The organism is Petrotoga mexicana DSM 14811 (genome assembly GCF_002895565.1).
GTDB lineage: Bacteria > Thermotogota > Thermotogae > Petrotogales > Petrotogaceae > Petrotoga > Petrotoga mexicana.
Genome location: NZ_AZRN01000036.1, coordinates 80,691 through 93,980 on the forward strand (window position 1 = coordinate 80,691; position 13,290 = coordinate 93,980).

10 protein-coding genes are annotated in these 13,290 nt (G+C 36.1%); all 10 read left to right on the forward strand.

What is annotated here, in order from left to right:
- The first annotated feature begins 9 nt into the window (after nt 1-9).
- Nucleotides 10-1,368, forward strand: coding sequence for a uracil-xanthine permease family protein (locus X927_RS09845; protein WP_103077897.1), 1,359 nt, complete (start codon nt 10-12; stop codon nt 1,366-1,368).
- A gap of 256 nt (nt 1,369-1,624) precedes the next feature.
- Complete coding sequence (locus X927_RS09850; protein WP_103077898.1) at nt 1,625-3,091, forward strand: phosphoribosylaminoimidazolesuccinocarboxamide synthase; 1,467 nt, start codon at nt 1,625-1,627, stop codon at nt 3,089-3,091.
- A gap of 1 nt (nt 3,092) precedes the next feature.
- Entirely contained in the window at nt 3,093-4,355 is a 1,263-nt protein-coding gene (locus tag X927_RS09855; RefSeq protein WP_103077899.1) for a threonine synthase, read from the forward strand.
- 233 nt (nt 4,356-4,588) lie between these two features.
- The gene (locus tag X927_RS09860) at nt 4,589-5,791 is read left to right on the forward strand and encodes a YgeY family selenium metabolism-linked hydrolase (RefSeq protein ID WP_103077900.1); all 1,203 of its coding nucleotides are present in this window, start codon (nt 4,589-4,591) and stop codon (nt 5,789-5,791) included.
- Between the two features lie 14 nt (nt 5,792-5,805).
- A complete protein-coding gene (hydA, locus tag X927_RS09865; RefSeq protein ID WP_103077901.1) occupies nt 5,806-7,161 on the forward strand; it encodes a dihydropyrimidinase in 1,356 nt (451 codons plus the stop codon).
- A 19-nt stretch (nt 7,162-7,180) separates the two neighbouring features.
- The gene (locus tag X927_RS09870) at nt 7,181-8,191 is read left to right on the forward strand and encodes an ornithine carbamoyltransferase (protein ID WP_103077902.1); all 1,011 of its coding nucleotides are present in this window, start codon (nt 7,181-7,183) and stop codon (nt 8,189-8,191) included.
- A gap of 119 nt (nt 8,192-8,310) precedes the next feature.
- Nucleotides 8,311-10,503, forward strand: coding sequence for a xanthine dehydrogenase family protein molybdopterin-binding subunit (locus X927_RS09875; RefSeq protein ID WP_211287860.1), 2,193 nt, complete (start codon nt 8,311-8,313; stop codon nt 10,501-10,503).
- Nucleotides 10,500-11,384 (forward strand): FAD binding domain-containing protein, encoded by an 885-nt coding sequence (locus tag X927_RS09880; RefSeq protein WP_103077904.1) that lies wholly within the window; start codon nt 10,500-10,502, stop codon nt 11,382-11,384. Before X927_RS09875 ends, X927_RS09880 begins: the two co-directional genes overlap by 4 nt.
- A 42-nt stretch (nt 11,385-11,426) precedes the next feature.
- Entirely contained in the window at nt 11,427-11,900 is a 474-nt protein-coding gene (locus X927_RS09885) for a (2Fe-2S)-binding protein (protein ID WP_103077905.1), read from the forward strand.
- A gap of 5 nt (nt 11,901-11,905) precedes the next feature.
- Nucleotides 11,906-13,273, forward strand: coding sequence for an 8-oxoguanine deaminase (locus tag X927_RS09890; RefSeq protein WP_103077906.1), 1,368 nt, complete (start codon nt 11,906-11,908; stop codon nt 13,271-13,273).
- The last annotated feature ends 17 nt before the right edge of the window (nt 13,274-13,290 follow it).

A 13,290-nucleotide genomic window follows, 5' to 3' on the forward strand; every position in this document is an offset into this window, starting at 1 on the left:
TGATTATTAATGGGAGATAGCGCAACAAAGACCGTGGAAGAAGAAAGGGAAACAGAAGTTTTATACAAACTTGAAGATAGACCTCCGTTTTATGAGACGGTTGTTCTGAGTATTCAGCACATGTTAGCAATGTTTGTCAGTATTGTGACTCCACCATTGATAATTGCAGGTGCAGCGGGTCTAGATCCATTAGAGACAGGATATTTTGTAAGCATGGCATTAATTATCTCAGGGGTAACTACTTTCATCCAAGTAAAACGAATTGGGCCTTTAGGAAGTGGGCTATTGGTAGTTGAAGGAACGAGTTTTACTTTTGTTCCGATGGCGATTGTCGCAGCAAATGTTGGAGGGTTACCTTTAGTTCTAGGGATGGCTCTTGTTACTTCGCCTGTTGAGATGATTTTGAGTAGGTTTTTAGCTCAAACACGAAAGATTTTTCCTCCACTGGTGTCTGGTACCGTTGTTATGTTAATAGGCTTTGGCTTGATAGAAGCCGCCATAACGGATATCGGAGGAGGTGCAGGAGCAAGCGATTTTGGGAATATTCAAAATTTATCCATTGCTTTGTTTGTATTAATAATTATCATAATTGCAAATGTATACGGAAAAGGTATCATAAAAGCAGCAGCCGTAGCAATTGGTTTAATGGCAGGATATCTCGTTGCAATACCGTTGGGTATGGTAGATTTTACCCCTATTTTAGAAGCCGGATGGATAACCGTTCCGGTTCCTTTTAAATATGGGTTATCATTTAATTGGAAACTTATTATTCCTTGGATTTTAGCATATATTATTACAACAATTGAAACAATTGGTGATCAAACAGCTATTGCTGAAGTAAGTGGTGAACCAATCGAAGGTGAAGTACATGAAGAAAGATTAAAAAGAGGAGTTTTGTGGGATGGCGTAGGCAGTGCTTTAGCAGCTGTTTTCAACACTCTTCCTAATACAAGCTTTAGTCAAAATACTGGAGTTATCCAACTAAGCAAGATCGCAAGCCGAGTCGTCGGGTATGGTGTGGCAATTATTTTGATATTACTCGGTATCTTTCCAAAAATAGGTGCTCTAGTGAGCGTTATGCCTGCTCCTGTCTTAGGAGGAGCAACTATAGCTCTTTTTGGTATGGTTGCTATGGCGGGTATGAAAATTGCGGTAAAAGGCGGAATAGACGATAGAAAAATGTTTATCTTAGCGCTTTCTTTAGCTTTAGGATTAGGAGTCAGTTATAGGCCTGATATAGTGAATCGGCTTCCTGAATGGTTAGCTGTCATTTTTTCATCTAACATTACTGTTGGCGCTTTGACGGCTTTTATTTTAAACCTCATCATGCCAGAACAAAAAAAAGAAAAGAATGAGTACAAGGCTTAAGTTTACTTATTGCCACTTATGAATAAATTTGATTATTTATGATTAATCCCGTTTATTGATCTTTATAGACAACTAAGAAAGATTAAGTTGAATTATCAACGAAAATCAAGTTTTAATTATTTGGTCAAAAAGATGTATAATATTAGGTTAATGAAGAAAAAAGGTTTTGATCTTAAAAGTGTATCAAGGTGAAGCTGTTTCGATCCCTAGTATGAGAACATATCTAAAAAATATTTAAAAACTTAGGAGGAATAAGATGATAGATTTAACTGTTAACAAAAATGTGCTCGAAAAAGCGATAGAAAGGGCTAAAGAAAATAATATTATTATACCAACCTTTGCACAAATGAGAGATCCCGGCTTAATTCCCGAAAAAATCAAACAAAGGTTAAAAAATATAGGTTTATGGGATGTTAATTCATACAACTTATTTAGAATTACATGGAAAAACGAACCGGTTCCAAAAGGTGGTTTATATGGCGATGTAAATTACTTTGAGTTACCATCTGAATTAACAGGCGTTAAAGCTCGAATCGTGGCATTGGTAGGTAAATGGTTCCCAACCGGCTCCCACAAGGTTGGTGCCACCTTTGGGTGCCTTGTACCAAGGCTTGTAACCGGTCAATTTGATCCTACTACTCAAAAAGCCGTTTGGCCTTCAACCGGAAATTATTGTCGTGGAGGTGCATACGACGCGCAGCTTTTGGGATGTGAATCCATAGCTATATTGCCTGAAGGTATGAGTAGAGAAAGATTCGAATGGTTATCAAAAGTTGCAGGGGAAGTAATTGGAACACCTGGAAGTGAAAGTAACGTAAAAGAGATATTCGATAAATGTAATGAATTAAAGTCTACTCACGACAATGTGGTTATTTTCAACCAGTTCGATGAAATGGGCAATCGTTTGTGGCATTATGTAGTTACAGGTCCCGCTATGGAAGAAGTCTTACAAAAAATCCTGGGGGAAAAAGACAGATTGGCAGGAACCGTACTCACTTCAGGATCCTCTGGAACGTTGGGTTCAGGAGAATATTTAAAATCTAAGTACCCAAATAGTAAATTAGCTGTCTCAGAGGCACTGCAGTGTCCCACTTTATTATACAACGGATTTGGTGCCCATCGAATTGAGGGCATAGGAGATAAACATGTGCCTTGGATTCATAACGTTAAAAATACCGATATGGTCATGGCGATAGATGACAATGATGCTATGAATTTAATAAGGCTTTTCAACGAACCTGAAGGGAAAGACTTTTTAAGAAAACAGGGAGTCTCTTCATCGGTAGTAAATAATTTATCTTTACTAGGAATCTCTTCTATTGCGAATGTTCTCTCCGCTATAAAATTTGCCAAATACTACGAATTAACAGATAAAGATGTTGTGATGACAGTATTCACTGATTCAATGGAATTATATGATTCTAGGCTTAAAGAGTTACAAGAACAAAAAGGTAAATATTCTGAACAACAGGCTGCTGTGGATTTTCAGAAGCATCTAATAGGGGTAAAAACAGACTTTATTCAGGAACTGAGTTATTATGATAAAAAAAGAATACACAATTTAAAATACTATACTTGGATAGAACAGCAGGGTAAAGAACTAGATGAATTAAACGAGCAATGGTACAACGATGAAGAATATTGGGGTAACGCCTTTGAAATTGCAGACAAAATCGATCAATTAATAATTGAATTTAACAAAAAAACGGGATTATTAGGCTAAATTGGAGGGGAGAAAACTGAAATATGTAAAAGATTTGGTTTGTATTTCTTGTGGGGAAAAATACGAAGCTTCACCTACACAATATCTTTGCCCAAAATGTGGAGAAAAAGGTACTTTAGATGTTGAATACGATTACGAAAAGATAAAAAAAGATTGGAATAAGCAAGATTTAAAAGCAAATCCTGATCCATCTATATGGAGATATTCAGCACTCTTACCAATAGATCCTAACACCCCTAAGCCACCCTTGAGGGTGGGAGGAACGCCTCTATATAAAAGTAATATTATGGCAAAGCTACTAGGTATAGAAACTCTTTACATAAAAGATGATGGTTTAAATCCAACAGGTTCATTGAAAGATAGAGCGTCTGCTATAGCCGTTGTAAAAGCACAAGAGGCAGGCATGAACATCGTCGCCTGTGCTTCCACTGGGAACGCTGCCTCTTCGTTGGCGGGGAACATAGCGTCTATGGGAAATGAAATGAAGGCTGTTATTTTTGTTCCCTCGCGAGCCCCGATCGGAAAGGTCACTCAGTTGTTGGTTTTTGGAGCTTTAGTTTTATCAGTAAAGGGATCTTATGAAGAAACTTTTTATCTCTCACAAGAAGCTATTGATAAGTGGGGATGGTATAACAGAAACGCTGCGATTAACCCCTACTTAGTTGAAGGTAAAAAAACTTCTTCAATTGAAATCGCTGAACAATTAAACTGGCAAATGGTTGATTGGTTAGTTTACTCCGTGGGTGATGGTTGTACAATAGCAGGTGCTTGGAAAGGCATGTATGATTTAAAACAAATAGGATTCATCGATAAACTACCGAGGTTATTAGGAGTGCAATCTGAAGGTTGTGCACCAATTACTCAGGCATTTAAAAACGGTACAGATCTTGTTCCTGTTCCAGAAAATACCATTGCTGATAGTATTGCTGTTGGAAAACCTCGAAATTATATAAAAGCTATCAAGGCTGTTAAAGATTCCGATGGCGATATGATCAACGTTACAGATGATGAAATATTAAATATGATAAAAATCTTAGGAAAGAATACCGGCATTTTTGGTGAGCCGGCAGGAGTGGCAGGGTTAGCTGGTATAAAAAAAGCTGTTAAAAAAGGTATAATTAAACCTACTGAAAGTGTTGCGGTTGTTGTTACTGGTAATGGACTAAAAGATATTAAAAATGCTGAAAATGTCGTAGGAGCTCCGCTAACTTTGCAACCAGATTTAAAAGAATTGTCTCAATTATTAAAGGATTATAATTTTTAATAATTTATTTAATAGTTGAACGATAGTTTTTTTATCATAAATTTACCTACAATAATCTATATAAAAAATTATTTTCAAGAATTAGATGGTGAAAGCCATGCTTCTTCATCCTTATGGACGGGCAGCGGAGCGAATGGGAGCCAAAAACATTAGATATAGATTACATTTTAAAGTGTTTTTTAGAGTTTCTAAAAGTAGTAAACTATTGAATAAAAGGGGGTTCATCAAAATATATGAATTACCAACAAATACTATCAAAAGCAGAAGAGTATAAAAAAGATATGACTAGATTTCTGAGGGACATGATTGCCATTCCGAGTGAAAGTGGAAAAGAAAAAGAGGTTATTTTACGAATTAAAGAGGAGATGGAAAAAGTTGGTTTCGATCGAATAAACATCGATCCTATGGGAAACATTCTAGGTTACATCGGCAGTGGAAAACACTTAATAGCTATGGATGCTCATATAGACACAGTAGGTATTGGAGATATAAATTTATGGAATTACGATCCGTATAAAGGTTACGAAGATGAGGAAATTATAGTTGGAAGAGGGGCAAGTGATCAAGAAGGCGGGATGGCTTCTATGGTTTATGGAGCCAAGATTATCAAAGATTTAGATTTATTTGATGATTATACACTATTAATTACTGGAACAGTTCAAGAAGAAGATTGTGATGGACTCTGTTGGCAATATATCATCGAAGAGGATAAAATTAAACCTGAATTTGTTGTTATTACAGAACCAACTTCTTGCAATATATATAGAGGCCAACGTGGGCGGATGGAAATTAAAGTATCAACGCATGGTATTAGTTGTCATGGTTCAGCTCCGGAAAGAGGAGACAACGCTATATATAAAATGGCTGACGTTATAAAAGAGCTCCAAGTATTACACACTTGTTTAAAAGATGATGATTTCTTAGGAAAAGGTAGTCTGACAGTTTCTGAAATCTTTTTTTCTTCTCCTTCAAGATGTGCGGTTGCAGATGGTTGCTCAATATCTATAGATAGAAGGTTGACTTGGGGAGAAAATTGGAATAATGCGTTAAAAGAGATTAAAAACTTACCTTCATCTGCAAAATACAATGCCGATGTGGAACTTTACACTTATGAAAAGCCATCCTACACTGGATTAGTATATCCCACACAAGCGTATTTTCCTGCCTGGGTACTATCGGAAGATCATCCTGCTTGTAAAACTCTCATAGATGCATATCAAAACTTATTTGAAGAAAAACCATTGGTAGATAAATGGACTTTTTCCACCAACGGTGTTTCAATAATGGGAAGGTATGGTATATCGTGTATTGGATTCGGTCCGGGACATGAAGATCAAGCACACGCTCCCAACGAAAAAACTTGGAAAAGCGAGTTAGTTAAGGCTGCTGCAATGTATGCATGCATTCCTAAACTGTACGTTCAAAAATACTCGTAAAGGGAAGGATTGAAGTGTTAATACAAAACGGTCTTGTTGTTACCACCACAAAAACTGAAAAAAAGGACATTAGAATAGTAGGAGAGAAAATAAAAGAAATAGACGCTAAGTTAGACCCTGATATAGATGAAGAGGTAATAGATGCAAGTGGGAAGTATGTTTTCCCTGGTATTATAGATAGTCATACGCATTTTAGTTTACACGCTAGAGGTACCACAAGTATAGACGACTTTTACTGGGGAGGTAGATCAGCTGCTTTAGGTGGTGTAACCACACACATAGATTTTGCTGATATGGATGAGGTTTCTTTAATGAAGGGATTAAAAAAAAGATTTGAAGAAACTAGAGATTCCGTGATCGATTTTCATTTTCACATGGTTATTAACAACCATTTTGATCCACTTAAGCAAAATAATCAGCTTAAAGAGGTCAAAAATTTTGGAATATCTAGTTTAAAAGCTTTTACCACCTACAGAAATATATACATGCTGTCTCCTGAGAAATGGGAACCTTTATTTAGAGCAGCCTCAGATAATGATTTAATAGTAGCTGTTCATGCTGAAGATAATGAAATTATTGAAAAAAATATTATCAAATTCCAAAAAGAAAATAAATTAGATGTTCAATATCATCCAGATATAAGACCAAGTGAAGCTGAACAAAAGGCCCTTAAAGAAATTTGTGAGATTGCTCATAAAGCTAAGGCTTCATTATACATCGTACATCTTTCATCTGAAAAAGGCTATCAGGTTGTAAAAGATTACAAGAAATTAGAAGATTTTAAATTGTATATCGAAACCACACCTCATTATCTTTTATTAACTAAGGAATTATTAAAAGGTCCTAAAGCTAGACTTTATCTTATGACTCCTCCTTTGAGGGAAAGACAAGATAACGAAGCTTTGTGGGAAGGTGTTAAAAAAGGTTTTATAGACGTAATTGCCACAGATCACTGTGCATACAATGCAGAACAAAAATCAAAAGGTGAAAATTCGTTGGATATATTTCCTGGTATTCCAGGAGTAGAAACACTTCTCCCGTTGGTTTATACATATGGAGTAAATAAAGGTTTAATTTCTACTAACCGCTTGGTTGAGCTGCTTTCCACCAATCCTGCAAAAATTTTTAAATTATACCCAAAAAAAGGAACAATAGCTGTAGGTTCAGACGCTGATTTAGTTATTTTTGATCCGAATTTAAAGGAGGTATTAAATAGTTCTAACACTCATTCAAAAGCCGGATACACTCCTTTTGAAGGATTTGAAGTAGAGGGAATCCCTATTACAACTATTTTAAGAGGAAAGGTAATAGTAAAAGATAGAAAATTCATAGGAGAAAAAGGATTTGGAAGGTTTGTAAAAGCCATATAATCATATCGGAGGAGATAAAATGAATACACTTTTTAGGGGAAAGGATTTTATAACCACGCAAGAATGGAGTGAAGAAGAGTTAGAAACAGTCTTTGAAGTATCCAAAGAACTTAAATTAAGATTTGCATTAGGAGAGCCTACGGATCATTTGTTGAGATCAAAAACTGTCTTTATGATGTTTTTTGAACAATCTACACGAACTCGAAACTCAATAGAAGCAGGTATCACACAACTTGGTGGACATGCTCATGATCTAACGCCAGATAAGATGCAACTTTCTCACGGAGAATCCGCGAAAGACACCGCAATTGTGTTGAGTCGATTCGGCCATGCCATAGCGATAAGAAACTGTTTCTATGGAATTGGAAACAAATACATCAGAGAAGTGGCAAAATATGCCGATGTACCTGTTATCAACCTACAAGATGATATTTATCATCCTTTACAAGGATTGGCAGATTTGATGACAATAAAAGAAAAATGTGGCAATGATCTTAAAAATATTAAAGTCACTATATCTTGGGCTTACGCCACATCACACGCAAAACCTTTGTCCGTACCTCAAACACAGGCATTATTATTTACAAGGTACGGAATGGACGTGACTATAGCCCATCCAAAAGAATTTCCACTTATGTCAGAGATCATAGAACAAGCTAAGCAAAACGCAGAAAAACATGGTGGAAGTTTAAAGTTCACAGACGATATGGACGAAGCATTCGATGAAGCTCAAATTGTAATTCCAAAGAACTGGGGTGGATTTTTAGGCGTGGAAACTCCTGATACGGATGAAGGGAAAAAACAAATGAAAGAAAATCTTGAAAAGCACAAAGATTGGATCTGTGATGAAAGAAGAATGGCGTTGGCTGATAAAGATGTTCTTTATATGCACGCGATGCCAGCAGATAGAGGAAAAGAAGTAACTGATCCTGTCATTGACGGACTTCATTCAATAATATATGATGAAGCAGAAAACCGTTTACATACAGCAAAGGCAATTATGGCTTTGACTATGGGAGGAAGACCCTGATCTCTATTTGGAGGTGAAAAATTATTTTTAATAGTGTTAATCAACCAAAAAAAAGAATCGACGCATACGAAAAGGTAACCGGAAAAGCGAAATTTGCTGATGATTTAGAATTTCCGAATATGTTGTATGCAAAAGTACTTAGATCTAAGTATCCTTCTGCGAGAATATTGAACATATACTTAGACGAAGCTAAAAAGATTCCTGGTGTAAAAGCAATTATAACGGCAAATGATATACCCAACAACGAATTTGGCGTCATTATCCCCGACCAACAAGTGTTGGCTAAAGAAAGGACTTACTTCATAGGAGATGGAATAGCGGTTGTCGCTGCAGAAACGCCAGAGTCTGCAAAAAAAGCAGTCGAAAGTATAAAAGTAGAATATGACGAGATTTCAGGAATTTTTGACCCCTTAGAATCTAAAAACGCGCCATCTATTCATGAAGATAAAGATAATAATCAAGTTATTCATCACAAACTCAGAAAAGGTAATATAGAAGAAGGATTTAAAAGATGTGATGTAATTTTAGAAAGAGAGTATCAAACTCAATTTATTGAGCATGCCTACATGGAACCCGAGGTTGTAATTGCCGTTCCTTATGAGAACAATAGTGTAGTTACAATATATGGGTCGGTACAAAATCCTTTTGCTTGCCGTAACGCGGTAGCTTCAGTTCTTAAAATTGGCTTCAATCAAGTTAGAATTGTTCAAAATCACATAGGTGGCTCTTTTGGTGGTAAAGATGAAGTAATTTCTTCTATGGCTGCTCGAGCCGCTGTTCTAGCTTTAAAAACCAACAGGCCTGTAAAATTAAAAAACACAAGGGAAGAATCAATTATCGAAAGTTATAAGAGGCATCCTTACAATATGAGGTACAAAGTAGGGGCTACAAAAGAAGGCAAGCTACTGGCTATGGAAATAGAGGCAATCGCTGACAGTGGAGCTTACGCGTGTCAAACTCCTTTTGTTACTTGGAGGTCTGTTGTTCAAGCAACGGGCCCTTACGAAATTCCAAATGTAAAAACAGATACTTACGGATATTATACAAACAATGTATACACTGGAGCCATGCGCGGCTATGGATCTCCTCAGGTCATATTTGCCAATGAATCTCTAATGGATGAATTGGCTCAAGAACTCGGGATGAACCCCTTAGATCTTAGATTAAAAAATATTTTTCATGACAATTCAGAAACAGCAAGTGGTCAAAAACTAGATAATCACAAAGTTAGCCTCGAAGAGGTAATAAAAAAGGCTGCTGATTCGATCAATTTTTTAGAAAAGTACAAAGAGTACAGTCGAGAGCAAAAAGGTGATAAAAGAAAAGGAATAGGAATGGCTATAAGTTACAGAGGTTGTAGCTTAGGAGCAGAAGCTGTTGATGCAGCTGGTATCATATTATCTATACAAAAAGATGGAACTGTATATCTCTATAGCGGCTTAGCTGAAAATGGACAAGGTCTAAAAACAGCCTTTTCTCAAATTGTAGCCGAAGAATTGGGGATTGATATTGAAAAGATCAACTTCATGGTTGTCGATACATTAGTTTCCCCAGATAGTGGTTCTACGGTAGCCTCTCGTGCAACGTTGATTGGAGGAAATGCATCGCTCGACGCCGCTAAAAATCTCAAAAAGAAATTGACGGATTTTATAGTTAAAAAATATAATTTGGTATTTAACGAATTAATATTTAAAGATAATTCAATTTACACACCTGATCAAAAAAAGATAATTTCCTTTGATGAAGCTGCTTCCCAAGCATATAACTCTGGTGTCTTTTTATCTTCATACGGTTGGTACAAAGCTCCGGAGATAAGTTGGGATGAAGAAACCGGACAAGGCAGACCTTATTTTACCTACGTTTATGGATGTCAGATAGCCGAGGTTGAAGTTGATATAGGTACAGGTGAGATAAAAGTGCTTAAAATGGTAGCTGCTCACGATGTTGGAAGGGCTATCAATCCTGCGAATGTTTTAGGTCAATTTTATGGTGGAATATCAATGGGCCTCGGATATGGGATCATGGAAGAGCTGGATATAAACGAGGGATACATCAATAACACCAATTTTGACGAATATTTGATACCCACAGTTAAAGATATGCCAGATATAACTCCTATTATCGTTGAAAATCCTGATCCTAATGGACCTTACGGTGCAAAATCTATAGGAGAACCTACCTTGGAGTTAGGGGCAGCTGCAATAGCAAATGCGGTAGCCCAGGCAACTGGAAAAAGAATAAGATCTTTGCCTATAAACTTAGAAAAAATACTGGTAGGTCATTCTTTGAAAAAAGGAAGGAAGAAAAAATGATTGAATATGATTTTTTAACCGCTAAAGACGTTGATGCTGCTTTGGAATATTTGCACAAATATGAAAGTATAAAAGTAATAGCTGGTGGAACTGATTTACTAGTAGATATACATAAAGAAAGTTCTAGATTAGAAAAATTTGATTATATTTTAGATATTTCTAATATCAAAGCTCTTCAATTCATAGATGAAACGGAAGATTCTGTAGAGTTAGGACCTTTGTGTACACATACCATGTTGATAAATTCAAAAATTATCAATAAATATTTCCCGTTTCTTGTAACAGCAGCAAAGAGTATAGGATCAACCCAGATTAGAAACAGAGGTACCGTTGGAGGGAATATATCCAATGCCTCTCCAGCAGCAGATTTAATTCCTCCGTTGATGGCTTTAAATGCTGAAATAGAGTTAAGCTCTGTAAACGGGAGAAGACTCATACCTTTAGATAATTATATTGTTGGTCCTTACAAAACTAGTAAAAATCATGATGAACTTGTAACTAAAATACTAATACCAAAGGTAGATGAAAATTATCGTTTTAGTTTTCAAAAAATAGGAAGAAGAAGAGCTTTAAATATAGCAAGATTAAACTTAGCTGTGGCTGCAAAAATAAATAAAAAAGACCTAAAAATTGAAGATATAAGAATAGTTCCAGGTTCCGCAACACCTTTTCCAGTAAGATTTAAAAACATAGAAATGGAAATACTAAACAAAAAATCTAACGAATTAAATTTAGAAGAGCTAGCAAAAAAAATAGGCGACGAAATGGTGAATATAACTGGTGAAAGGTGGTCAACTCCTTACAAAAAACCAGCCTTAGGGGCAATTTTCAAAAAGGCGATTATAGAGATAACAAATTCAAGTGATAGTGATAGTCACTAAGGTTGAATAATTGAAACTTACGTTGATGGAGGTATTCGAAAAATGGACAAAATTGAAGTAACGCTTTATGTAAATAATAAAAAAGAAACATTACAAGTGGATCCAACGGAGAGACTTCTTGATACTTTACGCAACCGATTAAAATTAACTAGCGTAAAAGAAGGATGCGATGTGGGCGAATGTGGCGCTTGTACGGTTATTTTAAACGGTGAAGCCGTTCATTCATGTTTAGTGTTAACTGCTCAAGTTGATGGTTATGAAATTTTCACTACAGAGGGTTTGGAAGTTAATGGAAAATTAGACCCGCTGCAACAATCTTTTATTGATCATCAAGCTGTTCAATGCGGTTTTTGCACCCCTGGTATGCTGATGTCTGCTAAAGCTTTGTTGAATAAAAATCCTAATCCCTCAAGGGAAGAAATAAAAACCGCAATAGAAGGGAATCTCTGTAGATGTACTGGATATCAGCAAATAGTTGAAGCGATAGAATCAGTTACACAGGATAAGAAAGGGTGATATCTTTGTCGAACATATTGATAAAAAATGCTAAAGTTATTACAACGATGAATACAAATAGAGATCAGTTGAAAGATCACGATATTTTAATTAAAGGAAACAAGATACATAAAATTGCCAAAAATATAGATTTATCAAACGAACAAATAGATGAAGTTATAGATGGTTCCAAATATTATGTATATCCAGGATTGATTAATACTCATCATCATTTCTATCAAACTTTTACTAGGAACATTCCTCAGGTACAAAATGTTGAATTATTCGACTGGTTAAAGTTTTTGTATCCAATTTGGTCAAGATTGACACCAGAAGTTGTTTATTATAGTACTTTAGTTGCAGCAGGAGAACTACTTAAAACTGGTTGTACGACATCAGTTGATCAATTTTATGTTTTTCCAAAGAATCAACCACCAGATCTTCTTGATAATGAATTTTATGCAGCAAGAGAAATCGGCATCAGATTACACGGTAGTAGAGGAAGTATGTCATTGAGTGAAAAAGATGGTGGCCTTCCTCCTGACTCGGTAGTTCAAACAGAAATCGAAATCTTGAAAGATTCCCAAAGAATTATTGAAAAATTTCATGATCCTTCCCCATTTTCCATGCATAGAGTCATTCTAGCCCCTTGCTCCCCATTCTCTGTAACTTCAACATTACTTAAGCAATCTGTTCAATTAGCAAGAGAATATAGTGTGTGCAGTCATACACATTTAGCCGAAACAAGAGATGAAGAAAAATTTTGTATTGAGACTTTTGGGAAGAGACCATTAGAATACATGGAGAGTCTAGATTGGTTAGGCCCTGATGTATGGTTCGCCCATGGAGTTCATTTCAATGAAGAAGAAATAGATAAGTTGGCATTAACTCACACAGGGGTTGCTCACTGTCCCGTTTCGAATTCAAAACTCGCCTCTGGAGCTGCAAATATCCCCTACATGTTAAAAAAAGGTGTAAAAATTAGCTTAGCTGTGGATGGAAGTGCAAGTAACGACTCTTCTAATATGATTTTAGAAATGAAAACCGCTTTTTTGATGAGTCGACTAATCTACGGTATAAGTGCTATCACTGCTGAGGATGTCCTGCGTATGGCTACAAAGGGTGGAAGTGAAGTTATAAACCAACCAGAAATTGGAAGTTTAGAGGAAGGTAAGGCAGCAGATATGTTCTTGATTCGTTGGGACCGATTAGGTTATACAGGAGGTCTTTACGATCCTATATCCATGCTTATTAATACTGGAGATTCTCAAATCGTAGATATGACAATCGTCAATGGAGAAATAGTTGTAAAAGATGGTGAGCTTGTCAAAGTTGATGAAAGAAAAATCATAGACAAAGCTAATGAACTTTCTAAAAGGATGGTCGAAGTCTGAAATTTGGAGGGGAAAAA

What these genes read in the sequence shown, in the direction of transcription:
- X927_RS09880 (WP_103077904.1), top strand. Translation starts at nt 10,500, where the DNA reads ATGATTGAATATGATTTTTTAACCGCTAAAGACGTTGATGCTGCTTTG.
- X927_RS09885 (WP_103077905.1), top strand. Translation starts at nt 11,427, where the DNA reads ATGGACAAAATTGAAGTAACGCTTTATGTAAATAATAAAAAAGAAACA.
- X927_RS09860 (WP_103077900.1), top strand. Translation starts at nt 4,589, where the DNA reads ATGAATTACCAACAAATACTATCAAAAGCAGAAGAGTATAAAAAAGAT.
- X927_RS09870 (WP_103077902.1), top strand. Translation starts at nt 7,181, where the DNA reads ATGAATACACTTTTTAGGGGAAAGGATTTTATAACCACGCAAGAATGG.
- X927_RS09850 (WP_103077898.1), top strand. Translation starts at nt 1,625, where the DNA reads ATGATAGATTTAACTGTTAACAAAAATGTGCTCGAAAAAGCGATAGAA.
- X927_RS09875 (WP_211287860.1), top strand. Translation starts at nt 8,311, where the DNA reads ATGTTGTATGCAAAAGTACTTAGATCTAAGTATCCTTCTGCGAGAATA.
- X927_RS09845 (WP_103077897.1), top strand. Translation starts at nt 10, where the DNA reads ATGGGAGATAGCGCAACAAAGACCGTGGAAGAAGAAAGGGAAACAGAA.